The organism is Halomonas urmiana (assembly GCF_005780185.1).
Lineage (GTDB): Bacteria > Pseudomonadota > Gammaproteobacteria > Pseudomonadales > Halomonadaceae > Halomonas > Halomonas urmiana.
In genome coordinates this window covers 38,197-60,769 of record NZ_VBUI01000009.1, presented here as the reverse complement: position 1 = coordinate 60,769, position 22,573 = coordinate 38,197, and the positions used below count along the sequence as shown (strand labels likewise).

18 protein-coding genes are annotated in these 22,573 nt (G+C 66.6%); 15 read left to right on the top strand and 3 right to left on the bottom strand.

All coding sequences use genetic code 11. The features are described from left to right. Positions 1-92 precede the first annotated feature (92 nt). Both FEI13_RS07275 and FEI13_RS07270 read right to left on the bottom strand, forming a co-directional pair. Positions 93-734 (bottom strand): TetR/AcrR family transcriptional regulator, encoded by a 642-nt coding sequence (locus tag FEI13_RS07275; RefSeq protein ID WP_138180871.1) that lies wholly within the window; start codon positions 732-734, stop codon positions 93-95. 52 nt (positions 735-786) lie between these two features. Beyond that, positions 787-1,347, bottom strand: coding sequence for a DJ-1/PfpI family protein (locus FEI13_RS07270; protein ID WP_138180869.1), 561 nt, complete (start codon positions 1,345-1,347; stop codon positions 787-789). A gap of 186 nt (positions 1,348-1,533) precedes the next feature. On the opposite strand from FEI13_RS07270, the gene FEI13_RS07265 reads away from it, so the two are divergent. The 6 genes from FEI13_RS07265 to betT all read left to right on the top strand — a co-directional run bounded on the left by FEI13_RS07265 (position 1,534) and on the right by betT (position 8,544). Then, positions 1,534-2,193, top strand: coding sequence for a hypothetical protein (locus tag FEI13_RS07265; protein ID WP_138180867.1), 660 nt, complete (start codon positions 1,534-1,536; stop codon positions 2,191-2,193). 84 nt (positions 2,194-2,277) lie between these two features. Then, positions 2,278-3,204: a LysO family transporter gene (locus FEI13_RS07260; RefSeq protein ID WP_138180865.1), complete on the top strand. Its 927-nt coding sequence runs from the start codon at positions 2,278-2,280 to the stop codon at positions 3,202-3,204. 146 nt (positions 3,205-3,350) lie between these two features. After that, positions 3,351-4,790: an ATP-binding protein gene (locus tag FEI13_RS07255; RefSeq protein WP_138180863.1), complete on the top strand. Its 1,440-nt coding sequence runs from the start codon at positions 3,351-3,353 to the stop codon at positions 4,788-4,790. After that, positions 4,787-5,497: a response regulator gene (locus FEI13_RS07250; protein WP_138180861.1), complete on the top strand. Its 711-nt coding sequence runs from the start codon at positions 4,787-4,789 to the stop codon at positions 5,495-5,497. Before FEI13_RS07255 ends, FEI13_RS07250 begins: the two co-directional genes overlap by 4 nt. A 131-nt stretch (positions 5,498-5,628) precedes the next feature. Beyond that, positions 5,629-6,294: a hypothetical protein gene (locus FEI13_RS07245; RefSeq protein ID WP_138180859.1), complete on the top strand. Its 666-nt coding sequence runs from the start codon at positions 5,629-5,631 to the stop codon at positions 6,292-6,294. A gap of 201 nt (positions 6,295-6,495) precedes the next feature. Then, entirely contained in the window at positions 6,496-8,544 is a 2,049-nt protein-coding gene (gene betT, locus FEI13_RS07240) for a choline BCCT transporter BetT (RefSeq protein ID WP_138180857.1), read from the top strand. Between the two features lie 190 nt (positions 8,545-8,734). On the opposite strand, the gene FEI13_RS07235 is transcribed toward betT, so the two are convergent. Further along, complete coding sequence (locus FEI13_RS07235; RefSeq protein ID WP_138180855.1) at positions 8,735-10,336, bottom strand: carbohydrate porin; 1,602 nt, start codon at positions 10,334-10,336, stop codon at positions 8,735-8,737. Between the two features lie 257 nt (positions 10,337-10,593). Here FEI13_RS07235 and FEI13_RS07230 point away from each other — a divergent pair, with 257 nt between their 5' ends. The 9 genes from FEI13_RS07230 (at position 10,594) to FEI13_RS07190 (ending at position 22,520) form a co-directional block, all read left to right on the top strand. Continuing rightward, positions 10,594-11,454, top strand: a complete 861-nt coding sequence (locus FEI13_RS07230; protein ID WP_138180853.1) for an aldo/keto reductase — start codon at positions 10,594-10,596, stop codon at positions 11,452-11,454. 202 nt (positions 11,455-11,656) lie between these two features. Then, on the top strand, positions 11,657-12,925 hold the full coding sequence (locus tag FEI13_RS07225; protein ID WP_138180851.1) for an ABC transporter substrate-binding protein: 1,269 nt from the start codon (positions 11,657-11,659) through the stop codon (positions 12,923-12,925). A gap of 14 nt (positions 12,926-12,939) precedes the next feature. Then, positions 12,940-13,926, top strand: a complete 987-nt coding sequence (locus FEI13_RS07220) for a carbohydrate ABC transporter permease (RefSeq protein ID WP_138180849.1) — start codon at positions 12,940-12,942, stop codon at positions 13,924-13,926. Then, the gene (locus FEI13_RS07215; RefSeq protein WP_138180847.1) at positions 13,923-14,765 is read left to right on the top strand and encodes a carbohydrate ABC transporter permease; all 843 of its coding nucleotides are present in this window, start codon (positions 13,923-13,925) and stop codon (positions 14,763-14,765) included. Before FEI13_RS07220 ends, FEI13_RS07215 begins: the two co-directional genes overlap by 4 nt. A gap of 26 nt (positions 14,766-14,791) precedes the next feature. Then, a complete protein-coding gene (locus FEI13_RS07210) occupies positions 14,792-16,429 on the top strand; it encodes an alpha-glucosidase (RefSeq protein WP_138180844.1) in 1,638 nt (545 codons plus the stop codon). A gap of 48 nt (positions 16,430-16,477) precedes the next feature. Beyond that, on the top strand, positions 16,478-17,584 hold the full coding sequence (locus tag FEI13_RS07205; protein WP_138180842.1) for an ABC transporter ATP-binding protein: 1,107 nt from the start codon (positions 16,478-16,480) through the stop codon (positions 17,582-17,584). Between the two features lie 66 nt (positions 17,585-17,650). Further along, complete coding sequence (locus FEI13_RS07200) at positions 17,651-19,336, top strand: alpha-glucosidase (protein WP_138180840.1); 1,686 nt, start codon at positions 17,651-17,653, stop codon at positions 19,334-19,336. 160 nt (positions 19,337-19,496) lie between these two features. Then, positions 19,497-20,801 (top strand): ABC transporter substrate-binding protein, encoded by a 1,305-nt coding sequence (locus tag FEI13_RS07195; RefSeq protein WP_193555724.1) that lies wholly within the window; start codon positions 19,497-19,499, stop codon positions 20,799-20,801. Between the two features lie 72 nt (positions 20,802-20,873). Then, positions 20,874-22,520: an alpha-amylase family glycosyl hydrolase gene (locus FEI13_RS07190; protein ID WP_138180838.1), complete on the top strand. Its 1,647-nt coding sequence runs from the start codon at positions 20,874-20,876 to the stop codon at positions 22,518-22,520. Positions 22,521-22,573 lie beyond the last annotated feature (53 nt).

Genomic DNA, 22,573 nt, shown 5'->3' with positions numbered 1-22,573 from the left:
GTCTATTTAGACCAGTCTACTAGAAACGGGGTAAACGATTTGAATCGAGAGGCCGTCATCCTGACGCGCGCCAAGACGACGGCCTCGCTGGGCTAGGGCGTCTCCCGGGTGATGGGCGTCTCGTCGGCGGCCATCTCCAGGGAAGCCAGCTCGCGGCCCAGCAGCTCTTGGAACAGTACCTGCTCGAAGGCCTCCATGGGCGCCAGCGACTTGGTGGTCTTGGCGCGCAGCATGGCGCCCTGCCAGCCGGCCAGGATGAAGCCGGCGAGGCGCTCGACGTCGATCGCCTCGGATACCTCGCCGGCTGCCCGGGCTTCCTCGAGGCAGGCCACCAGGCGCCGCTCCCACTGGCGAAACACCTGATCGAGACGCGCGCGGAACGCCTCGCTGCGCGAGGAGAGCTCCTGGCCGAGGTTGCCGATCAGGCAGCCCCGCGCGTGATCGCAGGAGTACATATCGGCCCGACCGGCGTCGAAGTAGCGACGCAGGCGCTCTAGCGGCGGCTGATCCGGCGCCTGGAGGATCGCCACCAGGCGGGCGTCGTACTGCTCGGCGAAGGCGTCGATCACGGCCAGACCGAAATCTTCCTTGCTCGAGAAGTAGTGATAGAAGGAGCCCTTAGGGACCCCCGCACGGCTCAGCACCGCATTGATACCGGTGGCGTTGAAGCCCTGCTCGGCGATCAGCTCTGCACCGATCTGGATCAGCTTGTCACGGGTGGCTTGCGTCTTCATGTGGTGAAGAATAGACCAGTCGTCTAGTGGCGTCAAACCCCGCCATTCTCGATCAGTCCAGCAGGGCGGCGAACTGCTTCAGCCAGGCCGGGTGGGCGGGCCAGGCCGGAGCGGAGACCAGCATACCACTGGTGATGGCCTGATCGACCGCGATCTCGGCGAAGTCGCCGCCGGCCAGGCGCACTTCCGGCGCGCAGGCCGGGTAGGCCGAGACGCGAAAGCCCTCGAGGGGCACCGCCGCCGCCAGCAACTGGGCGCCGTGGCAGATGGCCGCCGTCGGCTTGTCGTACTCGAAGAAGTGGCGAACCAGTTCCAGCACGCGCTCATCGAGACGCAGGTGCTCCGGAGCGCGACCGCCGGGCACGACCAGGCCGTCGTAGTCATCGGCGCTCACCTCGGCGAAGGTGGCGTTGAGGACGAAGTCGTGTCCCGGCTTCTCCGAATAGGTCTGATCCCCTTCGAAGTCGTGAATGGCGGTGCGCACCTTGTCGCCCTCGCGCTTATCGGGGCTGATGGCATCGACCGTGTGCCCCATGGCCTGCAGGGCCTGAAAGGGCACCATGATCTCGTAGTCCTCGACGTAATCGCCGGCGATCAGCAAGAGCCTGGCCATGGGGATCTCCTCGTAAGCGTGAGCTCGTGAGCGTGGGCTCGCGGTCAGTGATGCGGCGGACGCCGCCTTCACGGCAAGCCTAGCAGCTCTGCCGGACGCCGCCGAGGAGCACGCGGGGCCGCCTCGGGAACCCCGCGGCTCGCGGGGACTCTCATCCCTGCCGACCGAACGCCCTGGAGCGTCAACATGCCCTCACTGCCGCGATATCGCCGCACCCTGCTGCTCCCCTGGCTGCTGCTGATCGGCATCGGCGTGTTCGCCGCCGAGCCGCGCCCCTTCGATGCCCGCTATCACCTCGAGGTCGACGGCTGGCCGCACGCCACCATCGAGCATCGCCTCTCCCGCGACGGGACACAGTGGCTGAGCGACATGCGGGCCGACATCACCCTGGCCCAGGGCCGCGAGCACAGTCGCTTCCTCGCCGACGAGACCGTCCGCTCGCTGCACTACACCAGCGGCTACAGCCTGCTGGGGGTCGGCAAGCGCTATGCCCTCGACCGTGAGGCCCTGGCCCGGCTGCCCGATCGCCAGGCCGCGCTGTTCGAACTGTCACGTCGCGCCACGGCCGCACAGTGCGCCGCCCCCTGCCGGCTGCGCTACCTCGACCATCGCGGTCGCGAGACGCTGGTCGAGTACCGACTGCTGTCGCGCACCGCCCTCTCACTGCCGGCCGGGGAGTTCGAGGCGGTACGCGTGGAGGTCACCGAGCCCGACGAACCGGATCGCCGGCTGCGTTTCAGCTTCCACCCCGGCGTGCCCGGCCTCATGTTGGCCATGGAGTACCACCGCGACGGCAAACGGCGCAGTCGCCTGTCGCTGACCGAGCTCGACCTCCCCCCGCGCTGAGCGCGCTTCCTCCCCGAAGGGAAATTGACTAGAGTGGGCGGCTTTCGGTCGCCCCCGGCGACCCTTAACGGGAAGGGAATCTCGATGCTGAGCGGTCTGCTGATCGTGCTGTTGCCCCTGGTTCTGGGCTACCTGGTCCGGGTCCGCAATCCCCGGTGGATGGCCCCCATCAACCACGGCGTCAACGCCGCGATCTACGTGATCCTGCTGCTGATGGGCGTGAGCCTTGCCGGCCTGGACGACCTGGGCGGCCAGCTCTCGCGCCTGGGCAGCCAGGCGCTGCTGCTGTTCGCGGTGATCTCGACCTGCAACCTGGCGGCGCTGTGGTGGCTGTCGCGCCGGCTGGGCCTCACCGCCGGCACCTCGGCGGTGGTGGCCGGGGCGCCCACCAGCAAGCTCGCCGCCATGCTCGGCTCGCTGTCGCTGGTGGCCGTGGTGGTGGCCGGCGTGGTGATCGGCCTGCTGCTGGAGTGGCTGACCGGCAGCGGCCTGTTCGCGCTCGCCGAGCACCTGGCAGAGTGGGTGCTCTATGCGCTGCTGGCGCTGATCGGCTGTCAGCTGCGCAACTCCGGCATGCCGCTGCGCCAGATCGTGCTCAACCGCTTCGGGCTGGCCATCGCCCTGACCCTGGCGGCCAGCTCGCTGATCGGCGGCCTGCTTGCCGCGCCGCTGCTGGACCTCGCCTGGAACCAGGGGCTGGCCATGGCGGCCGGCTTCGGCTGGTACTCGCTCTCCGGCATCCTGATCGGCGACCAGCTCGGCCCCCTGCTGGGCGGCGTGGCCTTCTTCAATGATCTGGCCCGGGAGCTGCTCGCCTTCGTGCTGATTCCGCTGGTGATCCGTCGCCACGCGGCGCTAGCCATCGGCTACGGCGGCGCCACCTCCATGGACTTCACGCTGCCGGTAATCCAGCAGCATGGCGGCGTCGCCTGCGTGCCGGTGGCCGTGGTCTCGGGCTTCATCCTCTCGCTGCTCTCGCCCCCGCTGATCCTCTTCCTGCTCACGCTGTAAGGCGCAGATGGCCTTGCCGGTCCCCGCCGGGTGCGCGAGGCTGTCGACGACTTGCACATTGCCTGCACTGAGCCTGAACGAAGGCTGCACGCCGCGCGGCGAGAATGACCGAGCCTCTCGCCGCCCCTCGATTTCGGAGCCTGCCTATGCGCGCGCCTCGCCTCCCCCGCCCGGCCGTCTCGCGTCTCGGCATCAAGCTGTTCGCGATCATCCTGGTGGTCAACGTGGCCATCTCCGGGCTGGTGTTCCTGGCCGTCTCGCGCAGCCTCGATCAGGGCTTCATCGAGTACCTCGACAAGACCCAGACCCGCCGCGCCGAGACCCTGGCCGAAGGGCTCGCCGAGGAGTGGGCGGGCCGCGGCGACTGGCAGTGGCTACGGCAGTCGCCGCGCGCTTGGCATCGCCTGGTGCGCCGCCAGCTGTGGCCCGGTGACACGCCACCGCCGGAGGGCATCGAGCGGCGTCTGGGCGATCCCAAGGACTTCGTGCTCCACGACGCTGGCGGCCTGCCGGTGATCGGCCTGCCCCCGGACGGCGACCGGGAGGCGGCGGAGCTGCGCTGGCTCCCTATCGAGAGCGACGGCGAGGAGGTCGGCATGCTCGGCTACCGGCCGCCCCAGCAGCTGATGGCGCGCATGGATCGCATCTTCCTCTCCCGCCAGCAGCGCAACCTCGGGATCATCGTCGCCGCCCTGGGCCTGGCCTCGCTGCTGCTGGCCGGCGGCCTCTCCTGGTGGCTGGGGCGGCGCACCCGCGGCATGGCCCAGGCCACCCGGCGCCTCACCGAGGGGGACTACAGCACCCGCCTGGCCGAACACGGCCGCGATGAGCTCGCGAGCCTGGCCCACGACTTCAACGTGCTGGCCGCCACCCTGGAGGCCAGCCGCGAGGCGCGTAGCCGCTGGGTCTCGGACATCGCCCACGAGCTGCGCACGCCGCTCGCCGTGCTGCGCGGCGAGATCGAGGCGATGCAGGACGGCATCCGCGCCCTCGACGCGGACAACCTGCACTCGCTGGCCCAGGAGGTCGGCCAGCTGGAGCGCCTGGTCGCCGACCTGCGCCTGCTCTCGCAGAGCGATGCCGGCGCCCTGGAGGTCCAGCTGGCCCCGCTGGACCTGGCCGAGAGCCTCGCCTCGCGACTCGACGAGGCCGCCGGTTGGCTTCACGACAGCGGGATCCGCCTGGAGCGCGAGGTTGACGGGCCGGCCTGGATCCGCGGCGACGTCCAGCGCCTGCGCCAACTGTGGAACAACCTGATCGACAACACCTGCGCCTACACCCGCTCGCCGGGGCGACTGCGCGTGCGCCTGGCCTGCCGCGACGGCGAGGTGCGGGTGACCTGGGAGGATAGCGCCCCCGGGGTGCCCGAGGCCGACCTGCCGCGGCTCACCGAGCGACTCTACCGGGTCGAAGGATCGCGCAATCGCGCCAGCGGCGGCAGCGGCCTAGGGCTTTCGATCGCCACCGCCCTGGTACGCGCCCACGGCGCCCAGATGGTGGCCTCGCCCTCCGCGCTCGGCGGGCTATGCTGGACCCTGACCTTCACCGCCATCCAGGACCATTCGTCCAGGGAGGACGCCGCATGAGTACCCACGACGCCGAAACGGCCCAGATCCTGATCGTCGAGGACGAACCCAAGATCGCTCGCTTGGTCGCCGACTACCTGCAGGGCAGCGGCTTCACCAGCCACCACCTGGCTCACGGCGATGCCGTACTGCCCTGGCTCGAGGCCCGCGCGACACGCCCCGAGCTGATCCTGCTCGACCTGATGCTGCCGGGCACCGACGGCCTGACGCTGTGCCGGGAGGTGCGCCAGCGCTGGCCGGACATCGCCATCGTCATGCTCACCGCGCGGGTCGAGGAGGTCGATCGTCTGCTCGGCCTGGAGCTGGGTGCCGACGACTACATCTGCAAGCCGTTCAGCCCCCGGGAGGTGGTGGCGCGGACCAAGGCCGTGCTGCGTCGCAGCCGAGCGGTCCATGATCCCGCCCCCGACGGCGGCAGCGACCTGGTCCTCGACGAGGAGGGCTGGCGGGCGCTGGCCGACGGCCGGGACCTGGGGCTGACCGCGGTGGAGTTCCAGCTGCTGAAGGTGATGATGCAGTCGCCAGGGCGCATCTTCGCCCGCGAGCAGCTGATGGATCACATGTACCGCGACCATCGCATCGTCTCCGAGCGCACCGTGGACAGCCACATCAAGAAGCTGCGCCGCAAGATCGCCGAGACCTGGCCGGAACGCGAGGTGATCCGCTCGGTCTACGGCGTAGGCTACAAGTATCAGCCTGAGGAGTAGGCGCGGGAGGAACCCTTGCGCAGAGGCGCTAGAATGAAAAGGCCGGCTCATCCACGGCTTTTGCACCGTCGCTGCATGCCGGCTGCACGCTGAGCGACGAGACTGGCAGCGTCAATCCAAGGAGAACCGCCATGACACGCTCTCTCACCCGCACCCTGCTGGCTCCCGCCCTGCTCGCCGCCGCCATCGCGCCTCTGGCGCTTTCCGCCAGCGCCGCCCCCCAGGAGGGCTGGCAGCACGGCGGTAGCGAGGAACATCGCCAGCAGCACGAGCAACGCCGCCAGGCCCTCTTCGAGCGGGCCGGCATCGACGCAGAGACTCGCGAGGCGCTGGAAGAGGCCCGCCGCGAGCACCGCGAGGCGGTCCGCGACCTGCGTGAGTCACACCGCCAGCGCATGGACGAGATCCTCGGCGACGAGCAGCGCGAGGCCCTGGCCACGGCGCGCCGGGAACTCCGTGAAGAGCACCGCGAAGAGCGGCGCGCCGAGCACCGCGAGGCCATGCAGCAGCGCCTGGCCGAGCTGGTCGATACCTGGGAGCTCTCGGACGCCGAGCGCGAGGCGCTGCGCGAGGCTCGCGAAGCGATCTACGCCGACATGCAGGCCCTGCGCTCACGCGAGTTCGATTCAGCACAGGCTCGTCACGAGGCGATGCGCGAGCTTCGCGAGGGGCATCAGAAGGCGCTCGGCGAGATCCTCAGCGACGAGCAGATCGAGGAGATGCGGTCGGTGCTCTCCCGCCATGGCCGCCAGAACAAGAGCGGCGATGGAGACAAGGACAAGGGTGCCGCCGACTGACGCCTGCTCCTCCTATACCCCCCCTCCCCCGTTTCGCCCGGCCTCGTGCCGGGCGTTTTCGTTCGAGCCTGGACGTTCGAGCCTCGACTTCGCTCCGTGAGGTTCATGCCCTGAAGGTCATGTCTTGAAGTTCCCTGGCGGGGGCTGTATTTTATTTGAACGTTCATTCAATAAAAGAATCCCCCGACAGAGGAGCCCCGCATGTCGCATGCATCCTCCCTTCCCGAACGACGAGACCGACTCAATTCCGTCGTCTTCCACGGCAGCATCGCCGGCATCCTGGTGTTCCTGGTGCTCACCATGCTGTTCACCGAGCAGGCCGGCGCCTTCTTCGACGCGGGCCTGGCCTGGGTCAACGAGACCTTCGGCTGGTACTACATGCTGGCGGCGGTGATCTACCTGATCTTCGTGGTGGTGATCGGCTTCTCCCGGGCCGGCTCCATCCGCCTGGGACCCGACCACTCCCGGCCGGAGTTCTCGCTGGTCTCCTGGGCCTCGATGCTGTTCGCCGCGGGCATCGGCATCGACCTGCTGTTCTTCTGCGTGGCCGAGCCGCTGTCGCACTACCTGATGCCGCCCGACATGGCGCCCGAGAGTGCCGCCGCGCTGCGCAATGCCGTGCCCCAGACCTTCTTCCACTGGGGCCTGACCGGCTGGGGCATGTACGTGCTGATGGGCATGGCACTGGCCTATTTCAGCTACCGCCACCGCCTGCCGCTGGCCATCCGCAGCGCCCTCTATCCGCTGCTCGGCCAGCGCATCCACGGCCCGATCGGCAACGCCGTCGACATCACCGCGGTGATCTCCACGGTATTCGGCATCGCCACCAGCCTCGGAATCGGCGTGATGCAGCTCAACTACGGGCTGACCTTCATGTTCGACGTGCCCGAGAGCCTGACCACCCAGGTCGTGCTGATCGTGCTGGTGGTGATCCTGGCCACCCTCTCGGTGGTGACCGGGGTCGAGAAGGGCATCCGCCGCCTCTCCGAGTTCAACATGCTGCTGGCCGCCGGCCTGCTGCTGTTCGTGCTCTTCCAGGGAGAGACCCTGCGCCTGCTCGACGCCCTGGTGCTAAATGCCGGCGACTACCTCGGCGGCTTCCTCGCCAAGAGCTTCAACACCTACGCCTTCGCCGGCGACGATACCCAGCAGTGGATGGGCTGGTGGACCATCTTCTTCTGGGGGTGGTGGATCGCCTGGACCCCGTTCGTGGGCCTGTTCCTGGCCCGCATCTCCCGCGGCCGAACCATCCGCGAATTCGTCATCGGCGCCTTGCTGATCCCGCTGGGCTTCATGATGGCCTGGATGTCGATCTTCGGTAACAGCGGCATCGACCTGGTGGCCAACCAGGGGCTGGTCGAGTTGGGAGAGCAGGCCCTGAACTCGCCCCAGACCACCATCTACACCTTCCTCGAACAGTATCCCTACATCGGGGTCACGGCCTCGGTGGTGACCGTGCTCGGCATCGTCTTCTTCATCACCTCGGCGGATTCCGGGGCCCTGGTGCTGGCCAACTTCACCTCGATCCTCTCCGACGTGAACCATGATGCCCCGATCCGGCTGCGGATCTTCTGGTCGATGGTGATCGGCCTGGTCACCATCGCCCTGCTGATGGCCGGTGGGTTGAATGCCTTGCAGAGCGCCGTGGTGATCACCGCCCTGCCCTTCTCGCTGGTGATCTTCGCCATCATGGCGGGCATGACCCGGGCGCTGAAACTCGAGAGCAGCAAGGCCGATGCCCGCCGCCAGGTCAGCGGCACCGCCCCGGGCGGCGACTGGCGCGAACGGCTCGACCGCGCCCTGGACACCTCGAACCGGGCCGGCGCGGCCGCGACCATCGAGCACGCCATTCGTCCGGCCCTGACCCAGTTCGCCGCCGAGCTGAAGGAACGGGGGCTGCAGGCCTCGGTGAACGAGGAGCGCCTGGAGGACGACCCCCTGCCGCGCCTGACCTTTCAGGTGGACTTCGACGAAGCGCAGAGCTTCGTCTACCAGGTGGGTGCCAACCGCCTACCCACGCCGAGCTTCCTGCCGGTGGACGACGACTACTACGTGCGACTCGACGTCCACCTGGTCGAGGGCGGCACGGGCCAGGACCTCAACGGCTACACCCGTGGCCAGGTCATCGGCGACGTGCTCTCCGAGTATGAGCGTCACCTGCACTTCCTGGCCCTGTCCGGTGCCGACGGCGGCGTGCAGGCCATGCCGGGCGCCATGGGCGAGCCTCCCGCCAGCGCCTCGCCGGCCTGATCGCGTCGGCTCCCTCCGCAACGGCGACGCCCCTGGCGTCGCCGTTGTCATTTTCGGCCCGTCTGGAGAGGCCCATGGCCCTGCCCAGGGGCGGCATGGGACGGGCGAGAAAAAGCCCGCGGCCATCATGGCCGCGGGCAAGGATCGGAACAGCAGGCAAGCCAGGTCCGGCAGGCGCCGGGCCTGGCCATCAGAACCAGACTTCGGTCTGCACGCCGAAGGTCCACTGGCTACCGGTGAACTCGTCGCTGCCGAAGGCATCGTCGGCGCTGTAGTCGTTAAGCTCCTCGTCCCAGTCGCTCCAAGAGGCGAACAGGCGGATCTCCGGACGCTGCCAGAAGCCACCCACCTGGGGCTTGAAGGTCGGGGCGATGGTGAACTTGGTGTAGTCCCCCTCGACGGCGGTGCGACCGTCGAAGCCCTGGGGGTCGAGGTCCATCCACTGGTAACTGGCCTCGTACTGCATCTCGAAGTTCTGGGTCAGCTCGTTGGCCAGGCGCACGTTGAGGGTCGCCCAGTCGTACTGGTCGCCGTCGACATAGCGGTCCTCGCTGGTCTCGGCGAGAAGCGCCGGGGCCACGCGCCACTTGGGGGCCACATAGGTGGTGCCGTAGAGGCCGACGCGGGTCGAGGTGGCATCATCGGTCAGATTGCCATCGGAACCGAGCCCTTTCACCTCGGCCCCCAGACCCTGGCCGTGCAGCACGGCGGCCTTGAAGTTGCCCTCGCCCAGGCCGAAGAAGCTATCGCCGTGGTAGGCCACCATGGTGTGGAAACCAGTATCGGCAGCTTTTTCGCCTTCACTGACAACTTCATCAGAAAGAGGAACCTCGACCTCTACCATTTCACCGGTGTCTTCATCTTCAACAAGCGTCCTAACAGACCTGGATTCAGTACGCAGATCGTTGAATCGATCATCGTTGTCGGCGGCGGACATGCCGCTAAGCATCCACTGCCAGTTGCCGAAATAGTTATTGGAGGTCAGGATCAGGTTGTCCGTATCGCCGGTAAGACCGGGATCCTCGCGGTCTACGGGGTAGTTGGCGAAGCTGCGGCCGTAGAGCGAGAGGTTGGATTTCCAACTGTCGGCCAGCTGCATGTCGTAGATCCCCGCGCCGGTACCGGCCAGGAAGACGATGTCGCTGTCGAGCCAGTGGATATCGAAGTTGTCGCGGTCGAAGCGCTTGCCGGCCCAGATGGCGGTGTTCTCGAAGGCGCCGGTGAAGCTCGGCAGGTCGCTGAACTCGGCGTAGACCTGGCGCACGTTGAGGTTGGATTCATCGGCGGTCCAGTCGTTGCTGGTGGTGGTACCGTCGGCGATCATGGTGGTGTAGCGCGCCTTGGCGCCGTTGTCGAAGCGCATCCGGTAGTTGAAGATCGCCTCGGCGTAAGTGTCCGGCTCGTTGCCCAGGCGTCCCACGGCCCCGCCCTGAGAGCCAGCCGGCGTCAGGTAGGGGCCGCCCTCGGCGCTCTTGCCGTCCTCGTCGATCAGCAGGCCAGAGCGGGCGTAGACGTTGAAGGAAAAGCCTTCCTCCCCGCTGGCCTGGCGCTCGACCTTGGCCAGGCGTTCCTCGACCTCCTCCTGCGAGAGCCCCTCCTCGGCCTGCTGTTCGGCGAGTTCGGCGCGCTGTTCGGCCGCATCGGCGCGCTGTTCGGCGGCGGCAATGCGGGCTTCTAGCTCGGCCAGGCGTTGCTCGAGGTCACTGGACTGGGCGTTGGCAGTGCCGGCCAGGGTGAAGCCGGCGGCGGCGATGGCGATGGCGAGGGGCTTCTTGAGCGTGACAGTATGCATTGTCGTTCTCGTCCTTTGTTGTTGTCGAGACGAGGGCATCACGAAGGCAGGATGCCCGGAGGTGCCGGAAGCGGACCGGCCCGAAGGTTCACCGCGAACTTAATCGATTCAGACATCGACCACAAAAAGTTTTTTTGTAATATTACAACCAATGTCTAAGAATTGAGCGGGAACTCGGCGCAACTAATGTAATATAACTTCAAAATGTTCCTCGCCATGACATACCCTGCCCATCGACACCATGACGAGGACACACGATGACGCCCATACACCCTTCCCTCCCCCTGATGCTGGGCATGATGCGCCTGCACGAGACACCCGATCTTCACGCTCCCGAGCGCCTGGCCGACTGGATCGAGGCGCGCCTGGATCAGGGACTCGACTGGTTCGACCACGCCGACATCTACGGTGGCCAGGGCGAGAACGAGCGGCTGTTCGGTGAGGCGCTACGCTGCCGCCCCGGCCTGGCCCGGCGGGTCCGGGTGATCACCAAGGCCGGCATCCGGATGGACCGGGGCGATACCAAGCACTACGACAGCTCCCCGGACTGGCTCGCCGGCGCCATCGACCGCGCCCTGTCACGGCTGGGCGTCGAGCGTCTCGACGTCTTCCTGATCCACCGCCCCGACCCGCTGATGGAGGCCGAGGCCACCGCCCGAGTGCTGGACGACGCCGTGCGCGACGGCAAGGTGGCGGCCCTGGGGGTCTCCAACTTCCTGCCCGACCAGTGGCGTCGCCTCCAGTCGGCGCTCTCCCGGCCGCTGAGGCACCACCAACTGCAACTCTCGCTGAACCACTCCGGTCCGCTGTTCGATGGCCACTTCGATGCACTGCGCCAGGACGGCCTGGCCCCCATGGCCTGGTCGCCGCTGGGGGCTGGCGCGCTGTTCGAGGGGCAGACCGGACAGGCCCTGGAGGCCGTCGCCGCCCGCCATGGGGCCAGCCCGGCCGGGGTGGCCCTGGCCTGGCTACGCCACCTGCCGGGCGCGCCGGTCCCGGTGATCGGCACCCTGACGCCTGCACGCATCGAGACTCTCAGGGGCGAGGCCGGGCTGAACCTCTCTCGACGCGAGTGGTACGCGCTGCTGGAAGCCACTCGGGGCCATGAGGTGGCATGACGGCCGGAGCTTGCGTCGCCAGAACGTGACCGCCTGCGACTAACGTCTAGGTTGATGTCGGGCAGGGGCGAGGTCTACCTTTCCCCTCACGATCTTAATCGTTTAAGCCCAAGAGGCGAACCGCTCCCGATGCCCCCGAGTGACGACGGGACCGCCCCTTCGATGCATCACAGCGACAACAACAAGCGACGAGGAAGCCAGCATGCTCAAGAAGACTCTGATCTCGGCCATCGCCCTGGCCGGCGCTGCCGCGAGCGGCAGCCAGGCCCAGGCCGCGGAACTGACTATCTCCTGCGGCGCGGTGGGCGCCGAGCTCGCCCAGTGCGAGCAGGGCGTCAACCAGTGGGAAGAGAAGACCGGCCACGAGGTCGATATCGTCTCGACGCCCAACTCCTCCACCGAGCGCCTGTCGCTCTACCAGCAGATCCTCTCCGCCCAGTCCAGCGACATCGACGTGATGCAGATCGACGTGGTGTGGCCGGGCCTGCTCGCCAACCACCTGCTCGACCTGCGGGAAACCCTCGGGGAAGACGTCGCCGCCGATCATTTCAAGACTATCGTCGCCAACAACACCGTCGACGATCGCCTGGTGGCCATGCCCTGGTTCACTGATGCCGGCGTGCTCTACTACCGCAAGGACCTGCTCGAGGAACACGGCGTCGAGCCACCCGAGACCTGGGAGCAGATGACCGAGATCGCCACCGAGATCCAGGCCGCCGAGCGCGAGGCCGGCAACGACAGGATGTGGGGCTACGTCTTTCAGGGCCGTGCCTATGAGGGCCTGACCTGCAACGCCCTGGAGTGGATCGCCAGCTACGGTGGCGGCACCATCGTCGATGCCGACGGCGAGATCACCATCGACAACGAACGTGCCGCCGAAGCGCTGGACCTCGCCGCCAGCTGGATCGGCAACATCTCCCCGAAAGGCGCCTTGAACTACACCGAGGAGGAAGCCCGCGGCATCTTCCAGAGCGGCAATGCGGTGTTCATGCGCAACTGGCCCTATGCCTGGGCACTGGCCCAGAGCGAGGAGAGCAACGTGCGCGACAAGGTCGGCGTGGTCAAGCTGCCCAGCGCCGAAGGCCAGGAAAGCGCCGCCACCCTGGGTGGATGGAACCTGGCCGTGTCCCGCTATACCGAGAACCCGGAACTTGCCGCCGATCTGGTGGCCTTCCTGACCGGTGAAGCCGAGCAGAAGCGCCGTGCCATCGAAGGCGCCTACAACCCCACTCTGGCCAGCCTCTACGAGGACGAGGAGGTGCTCGAGGCCGTGCCCTTCTTCGGCACCCTCTACGCCACCTTCACCAACGCCGTGGCACGTCCCTCTGCTCCCACCGGCGACAACTATGGCCGCGTCAGCAACAGCTTCTTCAACGCCGTGCACCAGGTGCTCTCCGGCGACCAGAGCGGGGCTGAAGCGGTTTCCCAGGTGGATAGCGAACTCTCGCGCATCAAGCGCCGCCGCTGGTAACCCAGGAGGTCTCCATGTCGACTCCCGCAACTGATCCCACGCCACAGGCGGTACAATCTACCGTGCGCCCCCCCAAGGGGGGGTATCGTGGTACCAAGGTACGCCGCCAGCGAGTCCGCGCCGCCTGGCTGTTTCTCCTCCCCATGCTGGTGGCCCTGGCGCTGGTCGCCGGCTGGCCACTCCTGCGCACCTTCTACTTCAGCTTCACCGATGCCTCGCTGTCAGATACCGCCGGGGCCGCCTTCATCGGCATCGAGAACTACCTGGTCTACGAGGATGGGGCCTGGTACGGCCTGCTGACCGACCCGGTGTGGTGGACGTCGGTGTGGAACACGCTCTATTTCAGCGCCGTCTCGGTGTCACTTGAAGTGGTGTTCGGCGTCATCGTCGCGCTGCTGCTCAACGTCGAGTTCAAGGGACGCATGCTGGTGCGTGCCGCGGTACTGATCCCCTGGGCCATTCCCACCATCGTCTCGGCCAAGATGTGGGCCTGGATGCTCAATGACCAGTTCGGGATCATCAACCATCTGCTGATGGCGATCGGCATCATCGACTCGCCCATCGCCTGGACCGCCAGCGCCAGCTACTCCATGTGGGCGGTGATCATGGTCGATGTCTGGAAGACCATTCCCTTCGTCGCGTTGCTGGTGCTGGCCGCCCTGCAGATGCTACCCAAGGACTGCTACGAGGCCGCCGAGGTCGACGGCATCAACCCGGTCAAGGTGTTCTTCCGGGTCACCCTGCCGCTGATAACTCCGGCGCTGATGGTGGCCGTGATCTTCCGCCTACTCGACGCCCTGCGAGTATTCGACGTGATCTATGTGCTGACCTCCAACTCCACCAGCACCATGACCATGTCGATCTACGCCCGCCAGCAACTGGTCGAATTCCAGGACGTCGGCTATGGCAGCGCCGCCTCGACGATGCTGTTCCTGATCATCGCCCTGGCCGTCGTGATCTACCTGTATCTCGGCCGCCGCCAACTGGGAGTGGACCAATGAACCAGTACCAGCTGACCAAGCTCGCCAAGCGGGTCGGGTTCTATGCCCTGATCGCCGTGGTGATGGTCTATGCCATCTTTCCCTTCTACTACGCGGTGATCACCTCGCTGAAACCCTCCAGCGACCTGTTCCGCGTCGATTTCTGGCTATCGACGGTAGATTTCGGCAACTACGTGCAGATCTTCACCCAGAAGAGCTTCGTGCGCGCCATCTTCAATTCCATCATCGTCTCGCTATCCGTGGTCTTCATTGCCCTGCTGCTCGGCATCACCGCCTCCTACGCGCTGGGCCGGGTCCGCTTCCGCGGGCGTACCACGGTGCTACTGGTGATCCTCGGCGTGTCGATGTTCCCTCAGGTGGCAGTGCTCTCGGGCCTCTTCGAGGTGATCCGTGGGCTTGGTCTCTACAACAACCCGGCCGGCCTGATCCTGAGCTACACCATCTTCACCCTGCCCTTCACCGTCTGGGTGCTGACCACCTTCATGAAGCAGCTGCCCATGGAACTGGAGGAGGCGGCAATCATGGACGGTGCCACCCCCTGGGTGACGATCACCAAGGTGTTTCTGCCGCTGATGTGGCCGGCCATGGCCACCACGGGCCTGCTGGCTTTCATCGCTGCCTGGAACGAATTTCTCTTCGCTCTGACCTTCACCCTCACCGACGATCAGCGCACCGTGCCGGTGGCGATTGCCCTGATCTCCGGCGGTAGCCAGCACGAGCTGCCCTGGGGGCCGATCATGGCCGCCTCGGTCACCGTCACCGTGCCGCTGGTCATCCTGGTGATGATCTTCCAGCGTCGCATCGTCTCCGGGCTGACCGCCGGCGCCGTCAAGGGATAACACTCATGTCATCGATGGAATCCAAGATGCAAGACTCAACCTTCTGGTGGCGCGGTGGCGTCATCTACCAGATCTATCCGCGCAGCTTCCTGGACGCCAACGGCGACGGCATCGGCGACCTGCCGGGCATCACCGACAAGCTGGGCTACGTGGCAAGCCTCAATGTCGATGGCATCTGGCTGTCGCCCTTCTTCACCTCGCCGATGCTCGACTTTGGCTACGACGTCAGCGATTACCGCGACGTCGACCCGATGTTCGGCACCCTGGAAGACTTCAAGGCGCTGCTGGCGGAAGCCCACAGGCTGAGCCTGAAGGTGATGATCGACCAAGTGATCAGTCATACCTCCGACCAGCATCCCTGGTTTCAGGAGAGCCGCCAGGACCGCACCAACCCCAAGGCCGACTGGTTCGTGTGGGCGGACCCCAAGCCCGACGGCACGCCGCCCAACAACTGGTTGTCGATCTTCGGCGGCTCGGCCTGGACCTTCGACTCGCGCCGCCAGCAGTACTACCTGCACAACTTCCTGAAAAGCCAGCCGGACGTGAACTTCCATCACCCCGAGGCGCGTCAGGCCCAGCTCGACAACATGCGCTTCTGGCTCGAACTCGGCGTCGATGGCTTCCGCCTCGACACCGTCAACTTCTACTTCCACGACCCGGCACTGCGCGACAACCCGCCGGTACCGGCGGGCGAGGCCAAGACCCTGGGCGCACCGGACACCAACCCCTACACCTGGCAGCGCCACGTCTATGACCTGAGCCGTCCGGAGAACCTCGACTTCCTCAAGGAACTGCGTGCGCTGATGGACGAGTTCCCCGGCACCACCACGGTGGGCGAGATCGGCGACGATAACCCGCTCGAGCGCATGGCCGAGTACACCGCCGGCGGCGACAAGCTGCACATGGCCTATGGCTTCGACCTGCTCAACGCCCCGCACTCCGCCGGCTATATCCGCGAAGTGATCGAACGCTTCCAGCGCCTGGCCGGCGATGCCTGGCCCTGCTGGGCGCTGTCCAATCACGACGTGGTGCGCAGCGCGACCCGCTGGGGCCAGGGCGAGGATCCCGTCGCCTATCCCAAGGTGGCGCTGGCCATGGCACTGTCGCTGCGCGGCAGCGTCTGCCTCTACCAGGGCGAGGAACTCGGCCTGCCCGAGGCCGAGGTGCCCTACGAGCGCATCCAAGACCCCTACGGCAAGGTGCTGTGGCCGGAGTTCAAGGGCCGCGACGGCTGCCGCACGCCGATGCCCTGGATCCAGGATGCCCGAGGCGGTTTCTCCTCCGTCGAGCCCTGGCTGCCGGTCGACGAGCGGCATCTCCCGCTGGCCGTCGCCAACCAGCAGGATGCCCCCGAGTCGGTGCTCAATGCTACCCGCGCCATGCTGGCCTTCAGACGCCGGCATCCGGCCCTGGTCGAGGGCGAGATCCGCCTGGTCGAGGTCGGCGAGGACCTGCTCGGCTTCATCCGCGAGGCCGACGCCGACCAGGGCGGCGAGCGGCTGCTGTGCGTCTTCAACCTGACCGGCGAGTCTCAGGAGACCACACTGCCGGTGTCCCTCGGCGAGCACACCCGGCTGCTCGACGGCCCCGGCTTCAAGGCGAGCCTCGAGGCATCGCAGCTGGTGCTGCCGGCCTATCAGGCCGCCTTTATCTCGCTCGATTAACCCCATATCACATGCCGACGCCATAAGGCGCCGGCAGGGAGTCGCAAGATGGCAAGCGTGAACCTCTCCAAGATCAACAAGGTCTTCGGCAGCACCCACATCATCAAGGACCTCGACCTCGAGGTCGGTAACGGCGAATTCGTGGTCTTCGTCGGCCCTTCGGGCTGTGGCAAGTCGACCCTACTGCGCCTGATCGCCGGACTGGAGTCGATCTCCGGCGGCGAGCTGAAAATCGGTGACGACGTGGTCAATGATCTGCCGCCCCGCGAGCGCGGTGTCGGCATGGTGTTCCAGTCGTACGCCCTCTACCCGCACATGACGGTTTACGAGAACATGGCCTTCGGCCTCAAGTTGGCCAAGATGGCCAAGGAGACCGTCGATGACCGGGTGATGGCCACGGCCCGTATCCTGCAGCTCGAGGAACTGCTGCACCGCAAGCCCAAGGAGCTCTCCGGCGGCCAGCGTCAGCGCGTGGCAATGGGCCGCGCCATGGCACGGGAGCCGCGTATCCTGCTGTTCGACGAGCCGCTGTCCAATCTTGACGCCTCACTGCGTGTGCAGATGCGCAACGAGATCGCCCGCCTACACCACCGCCTGGGTTCCACCATGATCTACGTCACCCACGACCAAGTGGAGGCGATGACGCTCGCCGACAAGATCGTGGTGCTGCGCGACGGCCGCATCGAGCAGGTCGGTAGTCCCCAGACCCTCTACCAGCAGCCCGCCACCAAGTTCGTGGCCGGTTTCATCGGCTCGCCGACCATGAACTTCATGCCGGCGGAACTGCTCGGCAGTGATGGCGATGGATGCAAGGTCAAGGCGCCGGGGCTCGGCGAACTGGCCCTGCCCCAGGACGCCAGCGGCCAACGCCATGGAACCGACCTGACCCTGGGCGTGCGCCCCGAGCACCTGCGCCTGGCCGAGGCCCGCGGCGACAACAGCTTCGAGATCGTCAACGTCGAGTACCTGGGCAACGAGGTCTACGTCTACCTCGAGCCCCAGGCCGGCGATACCCTGCTGATCCATCGCAGCGAGGCGCCGAGCCAGTGGCAGATCGGTCAGCGGGTCGCCCTGGTGCCCGAGACCGAGCACGTCCATCTCTTCGATGCCGACGACCGGGCGCTGCCCCTTGCCAAGGCTGCCGCGGCCGCCTGAATCGGCTCCTCCCTGTCCCGTTTTATCCCCGCGACGGGAGCCCCGGCTCCCGTCCAGGAGGCTCCTATGCACCTTTATCGTCCACAAGAGTCGCAGCCGCAAGATGGCAATCGGCACGACTGGTGGCGCGGGGCGGTGATCTACCAGGTCTATCCCCGCAGCTTTCAGGACTCCCGCGGCGATGGCATCGGTGATCTCAAGGGTGTGATCGAGCGGCTCGACTACATCGCTTCGCTGAATGTCGATGCCATCTGGTTATCGCCCTTCTTCACCTCGCCGATGAAGGACTTCGGCTATGACATCAGCGACTACCGCGACGTCGACCCGATGTTCGGCACCCTGGAGGACTTCGATCGTCTGGTGGAGGCTGCGCATGCCCGCGGCCTCCGAGTCACCATCGATCAGGTGCTCTCCCACACTTCCGACCAGCATCCTTGGTTCGCCGAGAGCCGAGCGAGCCACGACAATCCGCGTGCCGACTGGTACGTCTGGGCCGATCCCCGGCCCGACGGGGCGCCGCCCACCAACTGGCAGGCGATCTTCGGCGGGCCCGCCTGGCAGTGGGATACCCGACGCTGCCAGTACTACCTGCACAATTTCCTGGCCGAACAGCCGGATCTGAACTTCCGCAACCCGGAAGTGGTCGAGGCCATCCTCGGCGAGGTGCGTTTCTGGCTCGAGCGCGGCGTGGACGGATTTCGCCTGGATGCGATCAACTTCTGCACGCATGGAGAGCTCAACGACAACCCGCCTCGGGCGGACATCGCCGAGGGCTTCATCGGTGTGCGCCCCGACAATCCCTACGGCTATCAGCGCCACCTTCATGACAAGACCCAGCCGGAAAACCTCGCCTTCCTCGAGCGGCTGCGCGCCCTGCTCGACGAGTACCCCGGTACCACTAGCATCGGCGAGGTCGGCGATGACGACTCGCTAGGGGTGATGGCCGAGTACACCCGGGGTGGCAAACGGCTGCACATGGCCTACTCCTTCGATCTGCTGACCGAGAACGCCGATCCCGAATATCTGTTGGCCACCGTGACCGAGATGGAGGCACGCATCGGCGACGGCTGGCCCTGCTGGGCGCTGGGCAATCATGACGTCACCCGCCTGGCCACTCGCTGGGGCGCCGAGGGCGATGCGGCCAAGCAGCGCCTCTACCTGGCCTTCCTGCTCACCCAACGCGGCAGCATCTGTCTTTATCAGGGCGAGGAACTGGGCTTGAGCGAGGCCCCGCTCGCCTTCGAGCAACTGGTCGACCCCGCCGGCATCACCTTCTGGCCGAGCTACAAGGGCCGCGATGGCTGTCGTACCCCCATGCCCTGGCGAGCCGAGGCACCTCATGGCGGCTTCTCTAGCGCGACGCCTTGGCTACCCGTCCCCAAGGAGCACCTGGCGCTGGCCGTGGATCGACAAGAGCAACATCCGGACTCGCTGCTCAAGGCGACGCGTGATTTCCTGGCCTTCCGACGGCGACACCCGGCCCTGATCGAGGGCGAGATCCGCCATCACCCACTGCACGATGAGGTCATGGCCTTCGAGCGCCACCACGCACATGAGCGCCTTCTGGTGGCCCTCAACTTCTCAGCCGAGCCTCGCGAACTGACGGTGACGAAGAATATCCACCTCATCGAGGATGCGCCGGCGATGGTCAATGCCAGCGCAACTCACGGCGGACTGGCGTTGCCACCCCACGGCATCGCCATCGTCCGACTCGAGGACGCCCCGGCAGCAAGGACGGGAGCATCGCGCTAAGCCCGAGCGGCTTCGAAGCCAACCGGACACAACACAACACTGCACACGACAGAACAACGGAGTGCATGCCCAAGAGGGACGCGCTCTGGCAACGGGACTCACGCCCATCACAACAACAGCAACCACATCAGGAGTGCACCCCATGACCCTCGCGACCGACATGTCTCTCGATACGGCCCGGTGCCCGAATAACGCCAAGACCCGCCATCGCATCCTGATCGGCTCCCTGCTGCTGAGTGGCTCGGCCCTGGCCGTCCCCAGCGCGATGGCCGCCGAGATCGCCATCGCCTGTGGCTCGGGCGATGCCGCCGACTATTGCCCCACCGCGGCCCAGCGCTGGGCCGAGCAGACCGGTCATAGTGTGCAGGTCATCTCCACCCCCAACGGCACGACGGAGAAGCTGTCGCTGTATCAACAGCTGCTGGGCAGTGAATCCGCAGATGTCGACGTCCTGATGGTGGACATCGTCTGGCCCGGCATGCTGGGGGACCATCTGGCGGATCTCTCCGATTACATATCCAAAGAGACCACGGCGGAGTTCTTCCCGGCACTGATCGACAACAACACCGTCGATGGCCGCCTGGTCGCCATGCCCTGGTATACCGACGCTGGCCTGCTCTACTACCGCCAGGATCTGCTGGAGCAATACGGCCATGAGGTGCCCGAGACCTGGCAGCAGCTGACCGAGACCGCGCGGGAGATTCAGGCTGCGGAACGAAGGGCCGGCAACGACGACTTCTGGGGCTACAGCTTCCAGGGCCGCGCCTACGAGGGCCTGACCTGCAACGCCCTGGAGTGGGTGGCCAGCCACGGCGGCGGCACCCTCGTCGACGAGCAGGGTGAGGTGACCATCGACAATCCCCGCGCCGCCGCCGCCCTCGACCTGGCCGCCAGCTGGGTCGGCGACATCTCTCCAGAGGGCGCCCTCAACCACACCGAGGAGGAGACCCGCGGGATCTTCCAGTCCGGCAATGCCCTCTTCCTGCGCAACTGGCCTTATGTCTGGTCCCTGGCCAACGGCAACGCCAGCGAGGTGGCCGGCAAGATCGGCATGGCGCCACTGCCTCACGGCCCCGAAGGCAAGGCCAAGGCCACGCTGGGGGGCTGGAACTTTGCCGTCTCGCGCCATTCCGAGCATCCCGAACTGGCCGCCGATCTGGTCGCCTTCATCACCTCACGGGAGCAACAGAAGGCCCATGCCATCCAGATAGGCATGAACCCCACCATCGAGGCGCTCTACCAAGACGAGGAGGTACTAGCCAGCAACCCCTCCATGAGCGAGCTCTACGAGACCCTGACCCATGGCGTGCCGCGCCCGGCCACCGTGACCGGCGATGCCTACGCGCGGGTCTCCAATGCCTTCTTCAACCGGACTCACCAGGTGCTCTCCGGCGAGCTCGACGGGGCCAGCGCCGTCGAGCAACTGGGCCGAGAACTCGAGCGTCTCGGCCGTCGCGGCTGGTAAGCCCATGCCTGCTGCCCGGTCGGATCGCCTCCGGCCGGGCCCTACCGACGACCCAACAACAGGAAGTCCAGGATGACACTTTCCCAACGCCGACAAGACGCCCAGCATGACTGGTGGCGCGGCGCCACCATCTACCAGATCTACCCGCGCAGCTTTATGGACGCTAACCAGGATGGGATTGGGGATCTGGCGGGTATCACCGAAAAACTCGATCATGTGGCGAGCCTCAATGTCGATGCCATCTGGCTGTCGCCCTTCTTCACCTCGCCGATGGACGACTTCGGCTATGACGTCGCCGACTACCGGGACGTCGACCCCATGTTCGGCAGCCTCAACGACTTTCGCGCGCTGGTCGACCGCGCCCACGCACTGGGCCTGCGGGTAATCATCGATCAGGTGCTGTCGCACAGCTCCGACCAGCATGTCTGGTTCCAGGAGAGCCGCCAGGACCGCACCAATGCCAAGGCCGACTGGTACGTCTGGGGCGATCCCCAGCCGGACGGCACCCCGCCCAACAACTGGATGGCGGCCTTCAGCGGTCGCGCCTGGACCTTCGATGCCCGGCGCCGGCAGTACTACCTGCACAACTTCCTGGAAAGCCAACCGGATCTGAACTTCCACCACCCCGACGTCCAGCAGGCGCAGCTCGACAACCTGCGCTTCTGGCTGGAGCTCGGCGTCGATGGCTTCCGCTTCGACGTGGTCAACTACTACTTCCACGACCCCGCCCTCACCGATAACCCGCCGATGCCCCGCGAGCGAGTCCAGCTCGGCAACCCCCAGAGCTACCAGTTCCAGCGCCACAACATCGAGCAGCCCGAGAACCTGGCCTATCTCGAGCGCATCCGTGCGCTGCTCGACGAGTACCCGGGGTCGACTACCGTGGGCGAGATCGCCGGCAACGATCCACTGCCGACCATGGCCGCCTACACCGCCGGCGACAAGCGCCTGCACATGGCCTATACCTTCGACCTGCTGGACAGCACCGGCGACGCTCGGGCACTGCACGACGTCCAGGCCCGCTTCGCCGAGCAGGGCGACGACACCTGGCCCTGCTGGGCGCTCTCCAATCACGACGTGGTGCGCAGCGCCACCAGCTGGGGTGAGGACCACGCCCTGCTGGCCCTGACCGTGCTCTGCTCACTGCGCGGCAGCCTGTGCCTCTATCAGGGCGAGGAACTCGGCCTGCCCGAGGCCGAACTGGCCTACGAGGATCTCCAGGACCCCTTCGGTATCAACCTCTGGCCCGAGGTCAAGGGCCGCGACGGTTGCCGCACGCCGATGGCCTGGGATGAGGGCACCAACGGCGGCTTCTGTCCCGAGGCCGTAGCGCCCTGGTTGCCCGTCGACGCCCGCCATCGACCGCTGGCGGTGGCCCACCAGGACGCCGATGACGACAGCCTGCTGGCCCGGGTCCGCCGGCTGCTGCAGCTGCGCGGCGCGAGCGAAGTGCTGCGCCAGGGCGACCAGCAGCTGCTCGAGCCGAGCCGCCTGCCCGTGGATGTCTTCGGCGTGATCCGCACCCTGGGCGACCAGCGCCTGTTGTGCCTGGCCCATCTCGGCCGGGGCAACGACGCGATCGACATTGATCTTGCTACCCTCGATGCCGGCATCGAGGGCTGGCAGAGCCTCGAACTGCCGGGCATGACCACGCCCCAGGCGCAGGGCAACCGCTTATCGTTGCTGCCGGGGACCGCCGTCTGGCTCGTGCTAGGCTGAGGCCAGGCCAAGGGCGCCTCTCCCCGATCACCACGGCGTCCTTGGTCAAGCCG

What these genes read in the sequence shown, in the direction of transcription:
- FEI13_RS07275 (WP_138180871.1), bottom strand. Translation starts at nt 734, where the DNA reads ATGAAGACGCAAGCCACCCGTGACAAGCTGATCCAGATCGGTGCAGAG.
- FEI13_RS07270 (WP_138180869.1), bottom strand. Translation starts at nt 1,347, where the DNA reads ATGGCCAGGCTCTTGCTGATCGCCGGCGATTACGTCGAGGACTACGAG.
- FEI13_RS07265 (WP_138180867.1), top strand. Translation starts at nt 1,534, where the DNA reads ATGCCCTCACTGCCGCGATATCGCCGCACCCTGCTGCTCCCCTGGCTG.
- FEI13_RS07260 (WP_138180865.1), top strand. Translation starts at nt 2,278, where the DNA reads ATGCTGAGCGGTCTGCTGATCGTGCTGTTGCCCCTGGTTCTGGGCTAC.
- FEI13_RS07255 (WP_138180863.1), top strand. Translation starts at nt 3,351, where the DNA reads ATGCGCGCGCCTCGCCTCCCCCGCCCGGCCGTCTCGCGTCTCGGCATC.
- FEI13_RS07250 (WP_138180861.1), top strand. Translation starts at nt 4,787, where the DNA reads ATGAGTACCCACGACGCCGAAACGGCCCAGATCCTGATCGTCGAGGAC.
- FEI13_RS07245 (WP_138180859.1), top strand. Translation starts at nt 5,629, where the DNA reads ATGACACGCTCTCTCACCCGCACCCTGCTGGCTCCCGCCCTGCTCGCC.
- betT (WP_138180857.1), top strand. Translation starts at nt 6,496, where the DNA reads ATGTCGCATGCATCCTCCCTTCCCGAACGACGAGACCGACTCAATTCC.
- FEI13_RS07235 (WP_138180855.1), bottom strand. Translation starts at nt 10,336, where the DNA reads ATGCATACTGTCACGCTCAAGAAGCCCCTCGCCATCGCCATCGCCGCC.
- FEI13_RS07230 (WP_138180853.1), top strand. Translation starts at nt 10,594, where the DNA reads ATGACGCCCATACACCCTTCCCTCCCCCTGATGCTGGGCATGATGCGC.
- FEI13_RS07225 (WP_138180851.1), top strand. Translation starts at nt 11,657, where the DNA reads ATGCTCAAGAAGACTCTGATCTCGGCCATCGCCCTGGCCGGCGCTGCC.
- FEI13_RS07220 (WP_138180849.1), top strand. Translation starts at nt 12,940, where the DNA reads ATGTCGACTCCCGCAACTGATCCCACGCCACAGGCGGTACAATCTACC.
- FEI13_RS07215 (WP_138180847.1), top strand. Translation starts at nt 13,923, where the DNA reads ATGAACCAGTACCAGCTGACCAAGCTCGCCAAGCGGGTCGGGTTCTAT.
- FEI13_RS07210 (WP_138180844.1), top strand. Translation starts at nt 14,792, where the DNA reads ATGCAAGACTCAACCTTCTGGTGGCGCGGTGGCGTCATCTACCAGATC.
- FEI13_RS07205 (WP_138180842.1), top strand. Translation starts at nt 16,478, where the DNA reads ATGGCAAGCGTGAACCTCTCCAAGATCAACAAGGTCTTCGGCAGCACC.
- FEI13_RS07200 (WP_138180840.1), top strand. Translation starts at nt 17,651, where the DNA reads ATGCACCTTTATCGTCCACAAGAGTCGCAGCCGCAAGATGGCAATCGG.
- FEI13_RS07195 (WP_193555724.1), top strand. Translation starts at nt 19,497, where the DNA reads ATGTCTCTCGATACGGCCCGGTGCCCGAATAACGCCAAGACCCGCCAT.
- FEI13_RS07190 (WP_138180838.1), top strand. Translation starts at nt 20,874, where the DNA reads ATGACACTTTCCCAACGCCGACAAGACGCCCAGCATGACTGGTGGCGC.